This is a genomic window from Bacillus sp. AF23 (assembly GCF_020861455.1).
Lineage (GTDB): Bacteria > Bacillota > Bacilli > Bacillales > Bacillaceae > Bacillus > Bacillus halotolerans.
In genome coordinates, this window is sequence record NZ_JAJHVY010000015.1 from 79,247 (window position 1) to 99,483 (window position 20,237).

18 protein-coding genes are annotated in these 20,237 nt (G+C 42.8%); 13 read left to right on the forward strand and 5 right to left on the reverse strand.

All coding sequences use genetic code 11. The features are described from left to right. Positions 1-35 precede the first annotated feature (35 nt). The 8 genes from LNN34_RS06035 (at position 36) to LNN34_RS21925 (ending at position 7,818) form a co-directional block, all read left to right on the forward strand. Positions 36-1,058: a 2-hydroxyacid dehydrogenase gene (locus LNN34_RS06035; RefSeq protein WP_229042982.1), complete on the forward strand. Its 1,023-nt coding sequence runs from the start codon at positions 36-38 to the stop codon at positions 1,056-1,058. A gap of 17 nt (positions 1,059-1,075) precedes the next feature. Beyond that, on the forward strand, positions 1,076-2,554 hold the full coding sequence (locus LNN34_RS06040) for an FGGY-family carbohydrate kinase (RefSeq protein ID WP_229042983.1): 1,479 nt from the start codon (positions 1,076-1,078) through the stop codon (positions 2,552-2,554). A gap of 93 nt (positions 2,555-2,647) precedes the next feature. After that, on the forward strand, positions 2,648-3,892 hold the full coding sequence (locus tag LNN34_RS06045) for an MFS transporter (protein ID WP_229042984.1): 1,245 nt from the start codon (positions 2,648-2,650) through the stop codon (positions 3,890-3,892). 469 nt (positions 3,893-4,361) lie between these two features. Next, positions 4,362-4,913 carry a MarR family winged helix-turn-helix transcriptional regulator gene (locus LNN34_RS06050; RefSeq protein WP_229042985.1) on the forward strand — a complete coding sequence of 184 codons (552 nt, stop codon included), beginning with the start codon at positions 4,362-4,364 and terminating at the stop codon, positions 4,911-4,913. Positions 4,914-4,926: 13 nt separating this feature from the next. Beyond that, the gene (locus LNN34_RS06055) at positions 4,927-5,865 is read left to right on the forward strand and encodes an ABC transporter ATP-binding protein (protein ID WP_229042986.1); all 939 of its coding nucleotides are present in this window, start codon (positions 4,927-4,929) and stop codon (positions 5,863-5,865) included. A gap of 10 nt (positions 5,866-5,875) precedes the next feature. Beyond that, positions 5,876-6,622 carry an ABC transporter permease gene (locus tag LNN34_RS06060; protein ID WP_099043005.1) on the forward strand — a complete coding sequence of 249 codons (747 nt, stop codon included), beginning with the start codon at positions 5,876-5,878 and terminating at the stop codon, positions 6,620-6,622. Then, complete coding sequence (locus LNN34_RS06065; RefSeq protein WP_229042987.1) at positions 6,616-7,605, forward strand: ABC transporter permease; 990 nt, start codon at positions 6,616-6,618, stop codon at positions 7,603-7,605. The genes LNN34_RS06060 and LNN34_RS06065 overlap by 7 nt, the downstream gene beginning before the upstream one ends. Positions 7,606-7,686: 81 nt before the next feature. After that, on the forward strand, positions 7,687-7,818 hold the full coding sequence (locus tag LNN34_RS21925) for a hypothetical protein (RefSeq protein ID WP_267476629.1): 132 nt from the start codon (positions 7,687-7,689) through the stop codon (positions 7,816-7,818). 76 nt (positions 7,819-7,894) lie between these two features. On the opposite strand, the gene LNN34_RS06070 is transcribed toward LNN34_RS21925, so the two are convergent. The 3 genes from LNN34_RS06070 to LNN34_RS06080 all read right to left on the reverse strand — a co-directional run bounded on the left by LNN34_RS06070 (position 7,895) and on the right by LNN34_RS06080 (position 9,618). After that, entirely contained in the window at positions 7,895-8,422 is a 528-nt protein-coding gene (locus tag LNN34_RS06070) for a GNAT family N-acetyltransferase (protein WP_229042988.1), read from the reverse strand. Positions 8,423-8,479: 57 nt separating this feature from the next. Beyond that, positions 8,480-9,244, reverse strand: a complete 765-nt coding sequence (locus LNN34_RS06075; protein WP_229042989.1) for a hypothetical protein — start codon at positions 9,242-9,244, stop codon at positions 8,480-8,482. Between the two features lie 68 nt (positions 9,245-9,312). Further along, positions 9,313-9,618: a DUF948 domain-containing protein gene (locus LNN34_RS06080; protein WP_059336520.1), complete on the reverse strand. Its 306-nt coding sequence runs from the start codon at positions 9,616-9,618 to the stop codon at positions 9,313-9,315. Positions 9,619-9,767: 149 nt separating this feature from the next. Here LNN34_RS06080 and LNN34_RS06085 point away from each other — a divergent pair, with 149 nt between their 5' ends. Further along, positions 9,768-10,484, forward strand: coding sequence for a 3-ketoacyl-ACP reductase (locus tag LNN34_RS06085; protein ID WP_059293344.1), 717 nt, complete (start codon positions 9,768-9,770; stop codon positions 10,482-10,484). Between the two features lie 30 nt (positions 10,485-10,514). On the opposite strand, the gene LNN34_RS06090 is transcribed toward LNN34_RS06085, so the two are convergent. Then, positions 10,515-11,732 (reverse strand): cytochrome P450, encoded by a 1,218-nt coding sequence (locus tag LNN34_RS06090; protein WP_229042990.1) that lies wholly within the window; start codon positions 11,730-11,732, stop codon positions 10,515-10,517. Between the two features lie 304 nt (positions 11,733-12,036). On the opposite strand from LNN34_RS06090, the gene rtp reads away from it, so the two are divergent. The 3 genes from rtp (at position 12,037) to proB (ending at position 14,561) form a co-directional block, all read left to right on the forward strand. Continuing rightward, positions 12,037-12,405, forward strand: coding sequence for a replication termination protein (gene rtp, locus LNN34_RS06095; protein WP_010334473.1), 369 nt, complete (start codon positions 12,037-12,039; stop codon positions 12,403-12,405). A gap of 146 nt (positions 12,406-12,551) precedes the next feature. Then, positions 12,552-13,430, forward strand: coding sequence for a pyrroline-5-carboxylate reductase (gene proC / locus LNN34_RS06100; protein ID WP_083244549.1), 879 nt, complete (start codon positions 12,552-12,554; stop codon positions 13,428-13,430). A 15-nt stretch (positions 13,431-13,445) separates the two neighbouring features. Further along, positions 13,446-14,561 carry a glutamate 5-kinase gene (gene proB / locus LNN34_RS06105; RefSeq protein ID WP_229042991.1) on the forward strand — a complete coding sequence of 372 codons (1,116 nt, stop codon included), beginning with the start codon at positions 13,446-13,448 and terminating at the stop codon, positions 14,559-14,561. Between the two features lie 60 nt (positions 14,562-14,621). Here the strand turns inward: proB and gltC are convergent, their stop codons facing one another. Then, a complete protein-coding gene (gltC, locus tag LNN34_RS06110) occupies positions 14,622-15,524 on the reverse strand; it encodes a glutamate biosynthesis transcriptional regulator GltC (RefSeq protein WP_024121635.1) in 903 nt (300 codons plus the stop codon). A gap of 146 nt (positions 15,525-15,670) precedes the next feature. Here gltC and gltB point away from each other — a divergent pair, with 146 nt between their 5' ends. Beyond that, complete coding sequence (gene gltB / locus LNN34_RS06115; RefSeq protein WP_229042992.1) at positions 15,671-20,233, forward strand: glutamate synthase large subunit; 4,563 nt, start codon at positions 15,671-15,673, stop codon at positions 20,231-20,233. Positions 20,234-20,237 lie beyond the last annotated feature (4 nt).

Here is a 20,237-nt window from a genome sequence, read left to right on the forward strand (position 1 = left end):
TCTTTGGAGAGAGATTTTTTTTGTGAAAAATAACGATGAAAAGGATGTTTTGCATCATGACGGTTTTGATTACAGCACCGTACAACGAAGAAGGACGAAAAGAGCTTAAAGAATTGTTCGGTTCCGTTGTTTATCAGTCTTGGAAAGAGAACGGCCGGGCATACAGGGAAGATGAATTGATTCAGCTATTAAAAGAAACAAATGCGACGGGTTTGATTACTGAGCTTGATCAGGTGACAGAGAATGTGTTTGCATCAATGCCGGAACTTTCATTTGTGGGAGTATGCAGGGGAATGCCTTCCAATGTTGATGTAGCAGCAGCGTCAAACAGAGACATTCCGGTTTTCTATACACCTGGGCGCAACGCACAAGCTGTTGCTGAAATGTTTATTGGAAATGTGATTTCATTTCTCCGACACACGAATACCTCTAATCAATGGCTAAAGGATGGAAAATGGAACAGCGATTATTTGCAGGCGTATGCCAAATTCAAAGGTAATGAAATAACAGGAAAAACTGTGGGTATGGTCGGATTCGGAGCGGTTGGGCAAAGAATTGCAAAACTGCTGGCTGCGTTTGACTGCAAGGTTTTGTATTACGATCCATATGTACAGCATGATTATCCGCAATATGAAAAAGTATCTCTGGAGAAGGTTTTTTCAGATAGTGATATCGTTTCTGTTCACCTGCCGCGTACAGATGATACGCTTGGCCTCATTGATCGGACGTATTTTGACTTGATGAAAGAGAGCGCCATTTTCGTGAATACATCAAGAGCTGTCGTGGTAAACCGAGAGGATCTTTTATCTGTACTGAAAGAAAGTAAAATCAGGGGTGCGATATTAGACGTTTTTTATCATGAGCCGCCAGAGCAATCGGATTATGAATTTATTTCATTGCCTAATGTTCTGGCAACACCGCATTTAGCAGGAGCAACATTTGAAGTAGAGGATCATCAGGTTACCATACTGAACGAAGCGCTTAAAAAGTGGAAGGATGAAAAAACTCTCAATATTCCGACTTTATATAACAAAAACGATCTTAAAGCTGAGGTGTAAGAAAAGGGGGCATCAGGATGATGAAACAAAAAGGTTATCTCGTATTTGACATTGGCACTGGCAATGCAAGAGTTGCGGTCGTAAGTGTGTCGGGCAGCGTTCAAACGGTTGAACGGGAGGACATTGTATATACGACCGAGCCGCTTTACCCGGACAGCCGCTATTTTTCTCCACAGGCGCTGTGGAATCAAATCATGAATCTGGCTAAACGTGCGATTTCTCGTTCTCATAATATTGAAATTATTGGTCTCACTTCAACAAGTCAAAGACAGGGGATCGTGTTGCTTGATCAAAATGGTGAGTCTTTCCTCGGTCTGCCCAACATTGACAATCGGGGCAGGGAGTGGGAGGAAAACATACCGAATCGGGAAGAAGTATACAGCCGAACAGGCCGTCTGCCGACTGCGCTTTTTTCAGCGCTCAAGCTTTATGGTTTAAAGCACCGGCAGCCCTCCTTATGGGAAAAAACTGCAAGCTTCACAAGCATCAGTGATTGGGTGACGTATCAGTTGAGCGGAGTATTGACATATGAACCGTCACAGGCGACGGAAACGCTGCTGTTTGATGTAAAACAAAATACATGGTCAGAAGAGATGTGCGGTATATTCGGTTTCTCGCCATCCATTCTTCCGCCTCTAGTAAGAGCGGGAACAGTCATTGGATCGATAACAGATGAGTATGCGGCAGAATTGGGACTATCACATCATGAGAAGGTTATAGCGGGCGGGGGAGATACACAGCTTGCTGTCAAAAGCACTGGTGCTGCTCTGGGAGACGCAGTCATTGTATCAGGTACGACAACACCGATTACCAAAATTATTGATGAAATTCATGAGGACAGACAAAATAAAGCCTGGCTGAACTGCCACACAGATCAAGGACAGTGGCTTGCAGAGACAAATCCCGGGGTAACGGGTCTGAATTTTCAAAAATTAAAGGATATTTTCTATCCGAATGAACCGTACGATGTGATGGAAGAAGAGATTGCTGCTCTTGCTAAGGAAGATCATGCATGTGTATCTTCCCTCGGCTCGTATTTATCGACAGAAAAAAACGCCCTGACGAAAGGCGGCTTTCTCTTTGATGTACCGCTTTCAGCCCATTTAAGCAGAGCGCATTTTGTACGCGCGGCCTTACAGGAGATTGCATGTTCAATCAAATGGAACTTCGACTTCTTAACAGAGATCACCCCGTTTGATCGTGACTATGTGTGGGGATGCGGAGGTGGATTCCAAAGCAGAACATTTACACAATATATTGCCAATCTTCTTCAGAAAAAAATCTATGTCAAAGAAGGGTACAGTCAGGCATCAGTCGTTGGTGCTGCTGTGGTTTGCAATGAGGCCTATAGATTGACCGAAGAAATGTCTGGAAGTGTTCGGGTGATAGAACCGCAGGATTGCCAGATAGAAATGACTTTATACGAGGAGTGGAAGCAAGTCCAACGCTTCTTTTCAGGTTTAGAGCCGTCATCGGGAAACAAGGTATTAGTATAAGGCGGAATTTGCCGCCAATTGAGGAATTATACATTCTCTTACTTTAGTGAGGTAATACGGTAATTGAAATAAGCATCTAAGGAGGATACAGATATGTTAGATAAAATTGGTATACCGAAGCGGCTGGCATGGGGGTTTTTAGGGATTGTGCTGTTTATGATGGGAGACGGTCTTGAACAAGGATGGCTCAGTCCTTTTCTGATTGAAAATGGGCTCACCGTTCAGCAATCCGCTTCGATTTTTAGTATATACGGCATTTCACTGGCCATCGCTTCATGGTTTTCGGGTGTGTGTCTGGAAGCATTTGGCGCAAAGCGGACGATGTTTATGGGGTTGTTGTTTTATGTGATCGGTACAGCTGCTTTTATCGTCTTCGGATTTGAACAGCTAAATCTGCCTGTCATGTATGTGACTTACTTTATTAAAGGCTTAGGATACCCGCTTTTTGCTTACTCCTTCTTGACATGGGTCATCTACAGAACACCGCAGAACAGACTCAGCACAGCTGTCGGCTGGTTTTGGATTGCGTATTGTCTGGGCATGTTTGTTTTCGGTGCTTGGTATTCAAGTTATGCAATTAAAACGTTTGGTTATTTAAATACGCTGTGGAGTTCTATTTTCTGGGTATGCCTCGGTGCAGTCTTCGCGTTGTTTATTAATAAAGACCGGTTTGAAAAGAAGAAAAGAAAACGATCAGAAACGGCGGAGGAGCTTTTAAAAGGGATTACCATTCTTGTTACCAATCCGCGGGTGCTGACAGGAGGAATGATTAGAATCATCAACAGCATCGGCACATATGGTTTCCCTGTGTTTTTGCCGATGCACATGGCTCAGCACGGCATTTCAACTAATGTGTGGCTGCAGATTTGGGGAACGATTTTTCTGGGCAACATTGTATTTAATCTCATTTTTGGAATTGTCGGTGATAAATTTGGATGGAAAAACACCGTCATTTGTTTTGGAGGAGTCGGCTGCGGCATTTTCACTGTTTTATTATACTATGCGCCTGTTTTTTCAGGCGGGAATATGGCGGTTGTGAGCATCATCGGCTTTATCTGGGGCGGCTTGCTGGCAGGCTACGTGCCGATTGGTGCGATCGTGCCGACAGTTGCCGGAAAAGACAAAGGAGCCGCCATGTCCGTTTTGAACCTGGCAGCCGGCTTATCGGCATTTGTCGGACCTGCTTTAGCTTGGATGTTCATCGGACTCGTCGGTGCACAAGGCGTTGTCTGGATTTTTGCGGTGCTTTATCTTGCGAGTGCAGTCATGACGAAATGTATTAAGCTACCTGAAGAAAAAGAAGTACAGAAAGAGACTTCTCCTCAATATGCATCCTGATGAAAAGCGCCCCTGAAAGAGGGCGCTTTTTATGATTTTTTTCAGCAATGGTTTCAGTTACAGAGTGCCGCGCAAATAATTGGTCTGGAAGGGACTTCATCATTAGGAGTCCGCTCAATAAATAGTTTGGGCGATCGCTTCTGCACTTATATCGCTTTTTAACTCTCATGATTGTATGCCTTTTTTAAGTGTATCTTTGCAGGGCACGGCTCAACCATTGTAGGACGATTTAAGGGTCTCCGTATTTCTCTTCAATTAGATCTTCAAAAAAAAGGCTGATTTCAATGCTTTTTCTTCATCAACTATACGTTGCCGAGCCATGATATACCTTTTTCATATTGATCAATATGTGTATGTTTTGCAAACGAGGATGTTAGTTTTTTGAAATAAAATAGACAATATGTTGACAAATCAAAACGAAGTGCTATGATGATATAGACAACAAATTGTCTTTTTTAGGAGGATTATAATGAACTTTTCTAAAGAACTAAAAGATTTATTTTTAATGCAGCAGTCTTACGCTACACTTTTTTCTGTTTTAAACAAAATTCAATCACGAGGTGATGAGTACTATGAGAGCTTAACGACTAGGCAATTTATGACGATTGTCTCCATACTGCATTTACCGGAAGAAGAAACCACTTTCAACAACATTGCCAGAAAATTAGGTACGTCGAAACAGAACATAAACAGGCTTGTCAGCAGTATTGAAAAAAGAGGATATGCCGTTACTGTGCCAAGTAAACGTGACAAGCGTGCGGTTAATGTGAAAATTACCGATTCTGGAAAACGCGTTTTAGAGGAGTGCGGTGAAAAAGCTGTGTACTTTATGGCTGATATTTTTCAGGGGTTTTCGACGGAAGAATTAGAGACACTGTGGAATTTATTGAAAAAGCTATACAGTTTTGACGGAGAAGAGCAGGATGGTTTCGAAGAAGATGCTCGTGACTTTGAAATTGAACAAGAACGTGATGATCTGAAAATAAAAATACTTCAGGAGTTCGCAAAACGGAGAATGTAAAAAGGAGATACGTATGAACAGCGTGGCATCAATAGAAAATTTGAAAAAGCAGTACACGAACAAAACTGCAGTAGACGGCATTTCATTTGAAGTAAAGGAGAGTGAAGTCCTTGGGCTTCTTGGCCCAAACGGAGCAGGAAAAAGCACAACGATTCATATTTTATCCGGAGTACTGTCGGCCACTTCCGGAAATGTTACGATATTGGGCCATAATGTAAAAAACAGCGCAAAGAAAATGAAAAAGGGCATCGGAATCGTCCCTCAAGATATCGCCATCTATGAGGATATATCTGCTGAGCAAAATGTTCGCTTTTTTGCCAGTCTATATTCTCTTAAAGGAAAAGAGCTGAAAGCCCGGGTTAAGGAGGCCTTGGAGCTTGTACAGCTATATGATCGTAAAGATGATAAGCCTAAGACTTTTTCAGGCGGGATGAAAAGAAGACTAAACATTGCCTGTGCTATTGCCCATCAGCCGAAACTGATTATTATGGATGAGCCGACTGTTGGGATAGACCCTCAATCAAGAAACCACATATTGGAGTCTATTAAATTGCTTAAAGAAAAAGGAGCGAGCATCATTTACTCAACTCATTATATGGAAGAAGCGGAGGCTATTGCTGATCGGATTATGATTATGAATGAGGGAAAAATTATTGCTAACGGGACGAAAGATGAATTGTACAAAAAAGTAAATAAAGAAATGACTTACTCTTTTCAGGTGGCGAATGCAGATAAATTAAACAAAAACATTCTGATGGATATAGAAGGGGTTATAAAAGCACACTCCATAGAGGGTGAATTGAAAGTTACAGTCCGAAAGAGCCAAGATCTCCTAAGTGAAATCATAGCAGAATTAAGTGTTCAAGGATGCAGCATTCTGCATATGAGCAGTCAAGAGGCATCATTAGAAACGGTATTTTTGGAGCTGACGGGAAGAAATTTAAGAGATTAGGAGAGGCAACATGAGTTTGATAAAAGTAATGACATTTGATTTTATGAATATTTTAAAGAATCCGGTTCTCGTTTTAGCTAATACGATTTTTCCTTTCATTCTTATTGTGATCATGGGTTTTGTCACAAAAAACAGCTTTGGGGCAGATGGTATCAGTTCATACGACTATTACGGGGTGAATATGATCATTTTCTCAGCGGCTCTGATCGCAATGACCGCGTCCAACACATTTATGGAAGAAAAGGTGAAGAGAGGAAACATCCGCCTTGTATACGCACCCGTTTCGAAAACAAGTATTTATCTTTCAAAATTACTATCAACTTACATATTCAGTGTGATATTGTACAGCATGAATGTATGGACGGCCCAAACGATTTTTAAATTAAACTTTGGCGGAGAAGACCTTCCGTATATCTTGCTTTTGCTGCATGTTTTTTTGTTCTTTGGCTGCTGTTTCGGCACCATGTTTTGCTGCATTTTCAAAAATGAAGAACAGGCGAATAGTATTATGCAAATTCCAGTTGCTTTTTTTGTTTTCTTTGGAGGTGTTTTTTTCGGAATTCATAGATTTGGAGATACCGTAAATGAAATTTCCGTATTTTCTCCGGTTAAATGGGTAGCGGAATGCTCATTTCGCCTTATTTATGATCATGATTTCAGCATTTTGCTGCCTGTGGTGTCCATTCTTCTCTTTGCTTCAGTCGTTTGTATTGCCGTTTCCCATGTTGTTTTTAAGCCGGAGGGATATGTATGCTGAATCTATTCCGAAATAGGTGGGAACGAATACTGGCGAAGAAAGCCGTTATCATCATTGCAGTGATTATCATTCCGCTGATGGTTGAAGCAGCGATTCTTTTTTCCGGTAAACCGGTCTTAAAAGAAACCATTGCATTTGTCACGGATCAGGATGAGATGAAAAATCTACCCAAAGATCCTGCCTTTCGAGTGGTTACGGTCCATCAAAAGCCGGGGTTTTCTGATCTTGTGTTAGGAAAATATGCAGCAGTCGTAGAAAAAAATCATCAAGACTACAAGGTAACCACTTTGAAAAGTGAAGCGGATAAAAAAATGATTCGGGAGCTTTTTGAGACTGGGAAAATGCCGAACAGCTATAAAGGAGAGGATAAAATAAGGGCTGAAAGAGGGACTGGCACAAATATCTTAGGTTTTATCGTAATGCTTGTTTTTATGCAAGGTGTCGCGCTCACTGCCTTGTATCCTGAAGACCGCATGCTTAAAACCTTCAGGCGGATTTTAGTGTCACCCGTAAACGAGAACAAATACCTGAGTGTTCAGTTTATCTTTACATTTTTATGTCTATACATACCAACCTATCTGGCCATTGTGATGACAACAATATTATTTCATGTGGATATTGGCTTTCGCTTGGACATCCTTGCTGAACTGCTGGCTGTTCTCGCAGTGCTTGCAGCGTCATTCGCTATTTTTATGGCATCAGTTATGGATCGAAACTTAAGCTTGGTGACGAGCGGAATCAGTGTGGTTACGTCTGTATTGTCAGGCTGCTTTATTTCTTTTAGGACTAATCTCCCCGTCTTAGATGCACTTTGTGCGATTCTGCCGCAAAAAGCATTCATGACTTTTATCCATGGGATAGAACTAGGGCAGACAGTGCGGGAATTCAAATTTCAGCTTTTTTATATCTTTCTTTGGTCGGCATTATTTTATTTCTTTGGTGGCTTTATGACAAGAAGCAGGATGAAGAAAGGGATTTATTAATGGATGTCACTAGATGCATAGAGCGCTATGCATCTTTTTATTGTTTCGTTATAGTGAGTTATTTATTAGGGAGTTTTAAGAATGAGCGTCATTGCTGGCACGAATACAGAACCGGACATTTTATATGACGAGGCTCCGTCTTCGCCAATGCTGCGATGGGATGCGGTCTTTTTGATTTCCGCTACTGTGAGTATTTTACCTATGATATTTTGAGATGCAATCCTGCGGAGTGAAAACAGACGAGAGACTTAGGAAAGAGCAGCTAGAATCTCTGCTCATTCTCTGATTTTCATGATTTTATCATAGAATAAACATTTGTATCATAAGGGACACCGCTTTGGTACATATATTGTTTTAATACGCCTTCTTTTTCAAATCCCATTTTTAACAGCAAACGATTTGACGCTTCATTTTCCATAAAAACAACTGCACCGATTCTCGTTAGTTCAAGGGTATCAAAGCCGAAAGACACAATTTCTAAAATGGCTTCTGATGCATAGCCGTTTCGCCAATTCGCCGGGCTGATTTCATAACCGATTTCTGCACGTTTATGCTTGGGGGCCAAAGCATGAAAGCCAATCGTACCGATGAGTTCTTTGGAGTCTTTTCTTTCAATTCCCCATCGTATTCCCCGCATTTCTTGATAATTGTCGGCAAACTGATGAATCATTGTTTTTGCCTGATCTATACTTTCAAAGGGATCAAGTCCGTAGTAGCGTGTGACGCCATGGTTTGAAAAACAAGTAAAAATGGCTTCCGCATCTTTCTCTGTCAACTCTCTTAGAATAAGCCTGCCGGTTTCTAATACAGGAAACACCCAATCCCTCCCTTATGATGTATGTAGGTTTATTATATCCCTTTTATTTCCTCTTTTCTATAACGAAATCGAATTTGATGAAGCAAAGGTGCGAATTTGTTTTTCTAATTCCTCTTTGTTTTTCTTAAATTGTTTCATTCGATGGCCGTTCGCGCCTGATGGGTGAGGGAAGCCGTGTAGGCAGGTCAGCCGCCATTTGCCGTTTTCCCTGATCAGTGTTTCACAGACTGTTTCAGCTGCTTTGCCTAGCGGGATAAGAAGAGCAGGGCCCGATAGCTTTTCAAGTTCAGCGGGAAAATGCTTATATGCATAAGTGTTTAGCATAGATGAGCGGGGGATAGCCGGACGATGTCCTGTATAATTTTTCTGCTGAATGAAAACAGGGTATTTGATAACAGAAGTGGTGTGAAGCATATGGCGCAAGTCGCCGAAAAGCTGTGCGGCGCTTTGAATGCCTAAAACCTGCGGCAGCCCGCATTGATCCAGCATCGCAATCAGGTTATCTCTCATAGTTCCAGAAAGTCCTGCCGCTTTTTTGGTGTCTAAAGCTATCTGTTCTAGAGATCGGCCTTTGCGCAAGCTTTCTGCAGCTGTTTCATAAGCTGTTTTCATCTGTGAAAAACCCGGCGTTATGCCTGAAATCACAACCGAAGCATCTTGATTGATATATTCATTATGAGGTGAATAGTACATTTCAAGCGCGTTTTCTTGGTGTATGCGAAATGGGGAAGTAAACAAATCCGTTTCCGAAAGCGGTTTTGATACCGGAAGAGTATTTAGTTTCTCTGCAAATGATGCTAAACCGCTGCGGTTTTCAATCATGTGCGAACCTCCCTAAAAATGATATCCCATTGTCCATTTTAAACGTTACAACGGGATATCATTCATATTTAACCTCTATTCAAATGTCCTGCGTGCCACACCTCTTTAACTGCTTGAGGGGCTTCTTTCACTTCAGCAGCAGTCTGCTGCAACGCGGTTTTTTTCATTTCAACATCGTACTGAATCATTTTTTGTTTTTGAGACAGCTGCTGTGCTTCCGTTTTTACCATTTCAACTTGTTTTTGCATGGATTGCGTAACTGCAGTGAGTTCCTTCATGGCGGGATCTATTTTCTTCTTGTTTTGAATCACATTTATCCCTAAGTAAATGATTGAAATGGCTATTACTGCGATACTGATATAAACGATAACCATATGTTCACCCCTTTTCTAATGTCATACCCTATTTCGCCTATTTTAAGCAGGTGAAATGATAGTTGCGCAGTTCATATCATTTGCGTATTGGTTTTCTTGTGCTTATAATGTGTTATCGTACATATGTAAACAAAGAAAGGGTGCTTCAATTGCAAAGTTTACAAAATAAAACTGCTCTTATCACAGGCGGAGGCAGAGGGATTGGACGCGCGACAGCTCTTGCGCTTGCGAAAGAAGGCGTAAATATCGGTTTAATCGGGCGAACTGCCGCCAATGTTGAGAAAGTCGCAGAAGAAGTAAAAGCACTTGGTGTGAAAGCTGCGTTTGCCGCTGCGGATGTAAAGGATGCGGCGCATGTTGATCAAGCTGTGGCTTCTATTAAAGAGGAGCTAGGCGAGATTGATATTCTCATTAACAATGCGGGAATCAGCAAATTTGGCGGATTCTTAGATCTATCCGCTGATGAGTGGGAAAATATCATTCAAGTGAATCTAATGGGTGTATACCATGTTACTCGTGCGGTGCTTCCTGAAATGATTGAACGCAAAGCTGGTGACATTATTAATATTTCTTCTACAGCTGGCCAAAGAGGAGCAGCTGTCACAAGCGCTTACAGCGCATCCAAATTTGCCGTTCTTGGGTTAACGGAATCTCTCATGCAAGAAGTGAGAAAGCATAATATCAGAGTCAGCGCGTTAACGCCGAGCACTGTCGCAAGTGATATGTCGATTGAACTGAACCTGACAGACGGTAATCCTGAAAAGGTTATGCAGCCTGAGGATCTTGCTGAATATATGGTGGCTCAATTGAAGTTAGATCCGCGTATTTTCATTAAATCTGCTGGATTGTGGTCCACAAATCCGTAAAACGAAAGCCTGTCTAGCGACAGGCTTTTTTTATTTGAATTCAATCCGCACAGGTAAATGTTTAACACCAAACACGAAAGGACTTGGTACCGCTTCGAGTTTCTGTTCATCATCAGCTTTTTTAATATAAGCTGACATAGACAAGAGGGAGGAAAGAGCGATTTTGGCTTCGAGCCTGGCCAATGGTGCGCCGAGGCAAAAGTGAATTCCGAACCCAAAGCTGAGATGGGGGTAGGAGGGGCGGTTAATGATAAAACGATCAGGTTCAGAAAATTTAGCTTCATCCCGATTGGCTGACGCGACCCAGCTGATAACGGAAGATCCTTTCTTTATAAATGCTCCGCCAAGCGCTATATCTTCTGCTGCAACTCGTCCGATGGCTTGAACAGGCGGATAATAGCGTAGCGTTTCTTCTATTATATTAGGCACATAGTCTGTATTCTGTCTTATCTGTTGTTGCATGGCTGTGTCTTCCGTGATATAGCGAACAGCATTCGCGATCAAATTAGTAGTCGTTTCGTTTCCCGCGACAAGAAGTAGAATGCAAAAACCGAGCAGCTGCTCTTCTGTTAGATATTCTCCATCGACTTCTGACTGCAAAAGCATCGTAATCAAATCTTCTTTTGGATGGGCTCGTCGTTTTAATAGAATGTCTCTAAAATAGTTACTTAAGAAAGCGTAGCCGTTCCGGCGTTTTTGAACCATGTCAGCGACAGATTTGTCTGAACTGTCCTTCGCTCCGGCAACGAGCACGTCGGAGTATGTTTTGATGATGTGCCGGTCTTCAATCGGTGCTCCAAGCATTTCAGCAATGATAATAACAGGAAGGGGGCCTGCTATATCATCTATCATATCGATTGTGTCTTTTTGCCGCGCCTCCTGTAAGAGGAATGCTGTAACGTCTTTTATGCGGGTTTCGATTTGTTTCACTGCCTTTGGAGTAAACGATTTGTTGACGAGTGCACGTAATTTGGTATGTTTCGGAGGGTCCATTGTTAAAATGCTTTCTGCCTGTATGCCTCGTTTGGATGAAAAAAGTTTAGGATTTTTCAGGACGAATTGAACGTCATCATACTTAAAAACATCCCAGCAATCACGCTGTTTGTCATAGCGGACAGGAGACGATTTCCGAAGCTTTTCATAAATCGGGAAGGGGAAAAGACGATCCTTTTCGAATTGCAATTCTTTCATGGGAATTAAGTTGGCGTAACGTTCTTCTTTGGCAGGACACGCTGTTTGCTTTGTCATTTTATCATCTCCTTTATCGATACGTTATCAAAGGCTGTTTTTCAATTCAACGGACATATATTGAAGAAAATGTAAACCGGACAATAGTTTTAAATTGAAGATCATAGTGAAAACAAGTTATAATGAACCAAACAAACTATGTACCAAATGTTCATTTTATCTTTTTTTATTCCCTCCAGCCATACAAACATCAAACACAAAATAACTTGATTATCATGTTATGAATAGAAGAAGGAGAACAACAGGAAAAAATTGAATATTTAGTACATGGTGTTCTCAGTTTACAGAGAAGGGGTGCAGACCGATGAAAGAAGAAAAAAGAAGTTCCACTGGATTTTTAGTCAAGCAGCGCGCGTTTTTGAAGCTTTATATGATTACCATGACTGAGCAGAAAAGACTTTACGGATTAAAGCTTCTGGAAGTGCTTCGATCAGAATTTAAAGAGATTGGTTTTAAACCAAACCATACAGAGGTTTACCGGTCTTTGCATGAGCTTCTTGATGATGGGATATTAAAACAAATCAAAGTAAAGAAAGAAGGGGCTAAGCTCCAAGAAGTGGTCCTCTATCAATTTAAAGATTACGAGGCAGCCAAGCTGTATAAAAAACAGCTGAAAGTAGAGCTGGATCGCTGCAAGAAACTGATTGAAAAAGCACTGTCAGATAATTTTTAACATCGAAAACACCCGGCATAGTCACGAGTATCGGGTGTTTTCTGTTTTTCATTATACATATTTGTCGAAATGAAACAATACAAATCAATAGTGACCTTCAAACTTGACATCATTTCCTCACGTGGTAACATTTTAAACGTGTGAAAATACGAACAAAAAAGCGAACAAAGGAGATGTTACCGATCTTTGATCAAAAAAAAGTAGCTTTTATCGGAGCCGGATCTATGGCGGAAGGAATGATATCAGGTATCGTTCGTGCCAATAAAATCCCAAAACAAAACATCTGCGTTACAAACCGCAGCAATACAGAGCGATTAGCTGAGCTTGAACTTCAATATGGAATCAAAGGCGTGGCGCCGGATCACTTATGTATTGAAGACATGGATGTGCTCATTTTGGCGATGAAGCCAAAAGATGCCGAAAGCGCTCTGTCATCATTAAAAACACGCATCCAACCCCATCAATTAATTTTGTCGGTGCTAGCCGGCATAACCACCTCTTATATTGAACAATCATTGCATAATCAACAGCCGGTTGTCAGAGTAATGCCTAACACATCAAGTATGATCGGCGCTTCTGCAACTGCCATCGCGCTTGGCAAACATGTGACAGATGATTTAGAAAAACTGACGGCGGCTTTGCTCGGCTGCATGGGTGAAGTGTATACAATCCAGGAAAATCAAATGGACATTTTCACGGGAATTGCCGGCAGCGGCCCTGCGTATTTTTATTATTTAATGGAATTCATCGAAAAGACAGGCGAGGAAGCGGGCCTTGATAAACATTTATCACGAAGCATCGGTGCACAGACACTCTTGGGTGCTGCAAAAATGCTGATGGAGACAGGAGAACAGCCTGAGGTGCTGAGAGATAATATCACCTCGCCAAATGGAACGACTGCTGCCGGATTACAGGCCTTGAAGAAGAGCGGCGGAGGAGAAGCCATTTCTCAAGCCATTAAACATGCGGCTAAGCGTTCAAAGGAAATCAGCGATGATATCGAAAAAACAGCGGCACCGCTATAAAACAGGAGTGATAAAGTGACGTCTGAAACAGAAATGAAAAGAGTTGTCGTGAAGATCGGCAGCAGTTCATTGACAAGTCTTCATGGGGAAATCAGCATTCGCAAACTGGAAGCTTTAGTGGACCAGGTCGCCAAACTAAAAGACGCCGGATATGAAGTCATCCTGGTTTCTTCCGGCGCAGTAGCAGCAGGATATCGCAAGCTCGGATTTCTTCAGCGACCAGAAAATCTGCCTGAAAAACAAGCGTCTGCTTCAATCGGTCAAGGGTTGCTGATGGAGGCTTATTCAAAGCTGTTTTTGGCGCACGGTTATGTGGCTTCTCAAATTTTAATTACAAGAAGCGACTTTTCTGATGAATATCGATATCACAATGTTCGGAACACAATGAATGTACTGCTCGAACGCGGTATTATCCCGATAATTAACGAAAATGACACAGTGACCGTCAATCGGCTTAAGTTTGGCGATAATGATACACTCGCGGCCAAAGTCGCCGGATTAATCGATGCGGATCTTCTTGTGATTTTATCGGATATCGACGGTTTATATGACGGCAATCCGCGAAATAATCCAAAAGCGAAAAGGGTGCAGCGAGTCAGTGAGATTACACCGGAAATTGAAGCGTGTGCAGGCGATACAGACAGCGTGGTCGGCACCGGGGGCATGCGGTCTAAACTGGATGCGTTTAAAATTGTGATGGCATCCGGCATAAAAGGATTTCTTGGCCAGGCAGACGCTGCAGATATATTATATCAAGCTGTTCATGGAGAGGCGGAAGGCACCTATTTTGAAGCTGAGGGAACGCTTCCGTTGAATCAAAAAGAGCAGTGGATCGCTTTTAATTCCGGACCAGAAGGTGAAATTGTGTTATCAGATGACTGTTCCGGCCAAATATCTGACGGTCAATCGCATATATACCCAGATGGTGTAAGGGAGATTAAAGGAAAATTTAAAAGCGGCGCTGTTGTCCGCCTGACTGATTCTCATGGTGAAGACATCGGCCTCGGGATCGTCAATTATTCTTCCTCGCAGCTTGAGACACCCGAAAAAAATAAAGGCATGAAAAACAAAGCTGTGATTGATCCAGAAGCGTTTGTATGCCATGTGGATTTATCTTTGCCTGTATATTAAATAGAAGAAATACACGGGAACAAAGAACCCGAACTTCTCCAGAGAAGCTCGGGTTCTTTTTTATTGATACTGTTCCAATTTCGAGAAAAACTGTATGACAAACTCATAAAAATCCTGCGCTGACGGTGCAAGCTCTCTGTTTTTCGGCTTAATAATCCCGACAGTCCGTTTCACTTGAGGAAACTCAATTGGAATTTTCACAGTAAATCGGGGTGTCGTTTCCGCAAAAGTGCTCTCCGGCAGAAGGGTGACACCCATACCTGCGGACACCAATCCTTTGATAGCGTCCAAATCCTCACCCTCCGTAGAGACAAGAGGGGCAAACCCGGCTTGTTTGCAAGAGTCAATCGCCATTTTTCTGAGCACAAATCCTTCCGGAAACAACACAAATTGATCGTTGCGCAAATCGATTAAATGGACCGTTTTTTGTTTGGCGAGCGGATGATTTAAAGGTACAAGCGCGTAAATTTTTTCCGTGAATAAAATATTTCCTGCTATGTCTGGAAAATTCGTCGGCACCGGGCCTAATAACGCTAAATCGATATCGCGGTTTCTGACAGCTTCAATCAGAAACTTATAAGAGCCTTGGCGCAGCAAAAACTCTACGTGCGGATATTCTTCTTTAAATGCCGAAACGACAGTCGGCAGAAGCTGACTGGCGAGGCTTGTAGGAAAGCCGATTTTTACGGTTCCGCGATGCGGGTCAAGGTACTCATCAATTTGTTCTTTTGCATAATCGATGGCTTTCATCGCTGTTTTGACATGAATTAAAAATTCTTTTCCAATCGGAGTGAGTTTGATATTTCTCCCTTCACGCTCAAATAAAGTAACATTTAATTCTTCTTCAAGGTTTGCAATTTGTCTGCTGATTGCTGATTGGGCCACATGCAGATAATCAGCGGCTTCTGAAACGTGTTCACGTTCAGCAACCTCCATAAAATAACGCAGTTGGCGCAGCTCCATGTAAGTCTCACATCCATCTATCTCATTTTGAGATTCTTTTGATCTAAATTATATATTGTTTATATCGTTTTGAAAACCTACAATAATATTAGAGTTGTTAGATTTTATGACCGGTATTATCGGAAACTGATCGGGGGAGAGGAATTATGACTTACAATCAAATGCCAAAAGCTCAAGGTCTCTACCGTCCTGAATTTGAACATGATGCATGCGGAATCGGCCTATATGCGCACTTAAAAGGCAAGGCGACACATGACATCGTCAAACAGGGGCTGCAGATGCTTTGCCAGCTCGACCACAGAGGAGGTCAAGGCAGTGATCCGGATACGGGAGACGGCGCCGGCTTACTGGTTCAAATCCCTGATGCTTTCTTTAAGAAAGAGTGCAAAGACATCAATCTGCCGGAAAAAGGACGTTACGGGGTAGGAATGGTCTTTTTCTCGCAGAAGGAAGATGAAAGAAAAAAAATCGAAAAGCAAATCAATGCACTGATTGAACAGGAAGGCCAAGTTGTGATTGGATGGAGAACTGTACCTATAAATGTCGGAAAAATCGGAACAGTAGCACAAAAAAGCTGTCCGTTTGTCCGTCAAGTATTCATTGGCGCAAGTTCTGACCTGAAGGATGATTTGTCCTTTGAGCGAAAATTGTATGTCATTCGTAAACAGGCTGAAAACTGGGGAGTAACGGAAGGTCTAGATTTTTATTTTGCCAGTCTTTCAAGCCAAACTATTGTTTATAAAGGCCTTTTAACACCTGAACAAGTTGATGCGTTTTATTCCGATCTGCAAGATGAGGCATTCGTATCCGCTTTTGCACTAGTTCATTCACGCTTCAGCACTAATACCTTCCCTACATGGGAAAGAGCACACCCAAACCGTTATTTGGTTCACAATGGTGAGATTAACACCCTTCGAGGAAATATCAACTGGATGAGAGCACGCGAACAGCAATTTGTGTCTGAAAGTTTTGGTGAGGATCTCAATAAAATTCTTCCGATTCTGAATGCTGACGGCAGTGACTCTTCCATTTTAGATAACGCATTTGAGTTTTTCGTTATGGCGGGACGCAAGCCGGCACATACGGCGATGATGCTGATTCCTGAGCCATGGACAGAAAATACGCACATGTCTAAAGAAAAAAGAGCGTTTTATGAGTATCACAGCTCATTAATGGAGCCTTGGGACGGTCCGACGGCCATTTCATTTACTGACGGAAAACAAATCGGCGCAATACTCGACCGAAATGGTTTACGTCCGGCCCGTTATTATGTGACAAAAGATGATTATATTATTTTCTCATCTGAGGTCGGCGTTATTGAGGTTGAACAGGAAAACGTTTTATATAAAAACCGCCTTGAACCAGGAAAAATGCTTTTAATTGACCTGGAAGAAGGCCGCATTATTTCTGATGAAGAAGTAAAAACACAAATCGCAACTGAATATCCGTACCAAAAATGGCTTGAGGAAGAGCTTGTGCAAGTGAATCCTGATCCGGAAACAAGAGAGGAAGAGCAGTTCACGGATCTTCTTACGCGTCAGAAAGCGTTTGGATACACATATGAGGATATTCAAAAATATTTAATTCCTGTTATTAAAGAAGGAAAAGATCCTCTCGGCTCAATGGGGAACGATTCGCCGCTTGCTGTTTTGTCTGATCGCCCGCAATCGCTGTTTAACTATTTTAAGCAATTGTTTGCACAGGTTACCAACCCGCCGATTGACGCGATTCGCGAGCAGCTCGTGACTTCAACAATGACTTGGCTCGGAGCAGAAGGCGATCTCCTTCATCCGAATGAACGGAACGTCCGCCGAATCAAGCTGTATACACCCGTGTTATCCAATGAGCAGTTTTATGCGCTGAAAACCATCGTCCATCCTGATTTAAGAAGCCAAAAAATGAATGTGCTGTTTTCAGAAGATCTTGAACGCGGGTTAAAAGACATGTTCACCCAAGCTGAGAAAGCAATCAGCCAAGGCGTCAGTCTTTTGATTTTGTCCGATAGAGCAATGAATGAGCAGTTAACGCCAATTCCGCCGCTGTTAGCAGTCAGCGCACTGCACCAGCATTTAATCCGAAAAGGATTGCGCACGAAAGTCAGCATTATCGTTGAATCGGGAGAAGCACGTGAAGTTCATCACTTCGCAGCTCTAATCGGCTATGGAGCCGACGCTGTCAATCCTTATCTGGCATATGCGACCTACAAGCAGGAAATTGATGAAGGCCGTTTGGATATCAGCTATGAAGAAGCGGTCAGCAAGTATGGAAAAAGCATTACCGAAGGTGTCGTAAAAGTGATGTCGAAGATGGGGATTTCTACTGTACAGAGCTACAGGGGCGCCCAAATCTTTGAAGCGGTAGGAATCAGCCGTGACGTGATTGACCGTTATTTTACGGGAACAGCATCACAGCTCGGCGGCATTGACTTAAATACCATTGCCGAAGAGGCGCAGCGCCGCCACCAGGAAGCGTATAAAGATGACTACAGCAAAACGCTTGAACCGGGAAGTGACTTCCAATGGAGAAACGGCGGAGAGCATCACGCATTTAACCCGAAAACGATTCACACCTTGCAATGGGCGTGCCGCAGAAATGATTACAATCTGTTTAAACAATATACGAAAGCGGCAGATGAAGAACGAATCGGATTCCTGCGAAACTTGTTCTCATTTGACGAAAACCGCAAGCCTCTAAAAGTGGAGGAAGTAGAATCTGCTGAATCGATTGTCAAACGTTTTAAAACAGGTGCGATGTCATTTGGATCATTAAGCAAGGAAGCCCACGAAGCATTAGCGATTGCGATGAACCGCCTGGGCGGAAAAAGCAACAGCGGTGAAGGCGGAGAAGATCCAAAACGCTTTGTGCCTGATGAAAACGGCGATGACAGAAGAAGCGCGATCAAACAAATTGCATCCGGACGATTCGGTGTAAAGAGCCATTACTTAGTCAATGCCGATGAGCTGCAGATTAAAATGGCGCAAGGCGCAAAACCGGGAGAAGGCGGACAGCTGCCAGGCAATAAAGTGTATCCTTGGGTTGCCGATGTCCGCGGATCAACACCTGGGGTCGGATTGATTTCACCGCCTCCGCACCATGACATTTATTCAATCGAGGATTTAGCCCAGCTGATTCACGATTTAAAAAATGCGAACCGTGATGCAAGAATCAGCGTGAAGCTGGTCTCAAAAGCTGGTGTCGGAACGATCGCTGCGGGTGTTGCTAAAGCAACTGCAGATGTCATCGTTATCAGCGGTTACGACGGAGGTACAGGTGCTTCACCTAAAACAAGCATTAAACATACAGGGCTTCCGTGGGAGCTTGGCCTTGCAGAAGCGCACCAAACCTTAATGCTGAACGGACTCCGTGATCGTGTTGTATTAGAAACAGACGGAAAGCTTATGACAGGCCGGGACGTCGTCATGGCCGCATTGCTCGGCGCTGAAGAATTCGGTTTCGCAACTGCTCCGTTAGTTGTTCTCGGCTGTGTTATGATGCGCGCCTGCCATTTGGATACATGTCCTGTCGGGGTAGCGACTCAAAATCCTGAACTTCGCAAAAAGTTCATGGGAGATCCTGATCATATTGTGAACTACATGTTGTTTATTGCTGAAGAAGTCCGTGAATACATGGCTGCATTAGGTTTTAAAACTTTCGATGAAATGATCGGCCGCACTGACGCACTTAACGTGAGTGAGCGGGCAAAGGCGCATTGGAAAGCGAGCCAGCTTGATTTGTCCACACTTCTTTATCAGCCGGAAGGCGTACGGACATTCCAAACGCCGCAAAACCATAAAATTGATCAATCGCTCGATATCACAACGATTCTTCCTGCTGTAAAAGATGCCATCGAATCGGGAAAAGAAGCTGATATTTCAGTCGAAATCAATAACACAAACCGTGTAGCAGGCACTGTAACAGGCAGTGAAATTTCGAAACGTTACGGCGAAGAAGGACTTCCGGAAGATACGATTAAGCTGCAATTCACAGGATCAGCCGGCCAAAGCTTTGGAGCGTTCGTTCCAAAAGGCATGACGCTTTATTTAGACGGAGATTCAAATGACTACGTCGGAAAAGGTCTGTCTGGCGGAAAAATCATTGTCAAATCACCGGAAGGATTCAACTCCGAATCACATGATAATGTAATTATCGGCAACGTAGCATTCTATGGCGCGACGAGCGGGGAAGCATATATTAACGGCCGTGCAGGTGAACGCTTTGCCGTTCGGAACAGCGGTGTGAATGTTGTTGTTGAAGGCATCGGTGATCACGGCTGTGAATACATGACAGGCGGAAGTGTTGTCGTACTGGGTGATGTCGGCAAAAACTTCGCGGCTGGTATGTCCGGCGGAATCGCGTATGTATTGGCCGAAGATGTAAAGGCATTTAGACGCAAATGCAACCTTGAAATGATTTTGTTTGAGTCATTAGAGGATGAAAAAGAAATTCAGCAAGTTAAAGCAATGCTTGAAAAGCATGCTTCGTATACAAACAGCCAAAAAGCAGCAGACCTGCTTGAACAGTGGGAAGACAGCGTGAAAACATTCATTAAAGTGATTCCGAAAAACTATAAACAAATGCTTGCGAGCATCGAAGAGCAAAAAGCTGCGGGCTTATCTGAGGAAGAAGCCGTCATGTACGCGTTTGAAGCCAATACGAAACCAAAGCAGAAAAAAGCGCCGGCGGGACAAAAACAAGCGGTAGTACAGTAAGGAA

Coding starts and splice junctions, on each gene's coding strand:
- LNN34_RS06075 (WP_229042989.1), bottom strand. CDS start 9,244: ATGATTGAAAACCGCAGCGGTTTAGCATCATTTGCAGAGAAACTAAAT.
- LNN34_RS06055 (WP_229042986.1), top strand. CDS start 4,927: ATGAACAGCGTGGCATCAATAGAAAATTTGAAAAAGCAGTACACGAAC.
- LNN34_RS06080 (WP_059336520.1), bottom strand. CDS start 9,618: ATGGTTATCGTTTATATCAGTATCGCAGTAATAGCCATTTCAATCATT.
- LNN34_RS06035 (WP_229042982.1), top strand. CDS start 36: ATGAAAAGGATGTTTTGCATCATGACGGTTTTGATTACAGCACCGTAC.
- LNN34_RS21925 (WP_267476629.1), top strand. CDS start 7,687: ATGAGCGTCATTGCTGGCACGAATACAGAACCGGACATTTTATATGAC.
- LNN34_RS06090 (WP_229042990.1), bottom strand. CDS start 11,732: ATGACAAAGCAAACAGCGTGTCCTGCCAAAGAAGAACGTTACGCCAAC.
- LNN34_RS06065 (WP_229042987.1), top strand. CDS start 6,616: ATGCTGAATCTATTCCGAAATAGGTGGGAACGAATACTGGCGAAGAAA.
- LNN34_RS06060 (WP_099043005.1), top strand. CDS start 5,876: ATGAGTTTGATAAAAGTAATGACATTTGATTTTATGAATATTTTAAAG.
- LNN34_RS06050 (WP_229042985.1), top strand. CDS start 4,362: ATGAACTTTTCTAAAGAACTAAAAGATTTATTTTTAATGCAGCAGTCT.
- LNN34_RS06040 (WP_229042983.1), top strand. CDS start 1,076: ATGATGAAACAAAAAGGTTATCTCGTATTTGACATTGGCACTGGCAAT.
- rtp (WP_010334473.1), top strand. CDS start 12,037: ATGAAAGAAGAAAAAAGAAGTTCCACTGGATTTTTAGTCAAGCAGCGC.
- gltB (WP_229042992.1), top strand. CDS start 15,671: ATGACTTACAATCAAATGCCAAAAGCTCAAGGTCTCTACCGTCCTGAA.
- LNN34_RS06045 (WP_229042984.1), top strand. CDS start 2,648: ATGTTAGATAAAATTGGTATACCGAAGCGGCTGGCATGGGGGTTTTTA.
- gltC (WP_024121635.1), bottom strand. CDS start 15,524: ATGGAGCTGCGCCAACTGCGTTATTTTATGGAGGTTGCTGAACGTGAA.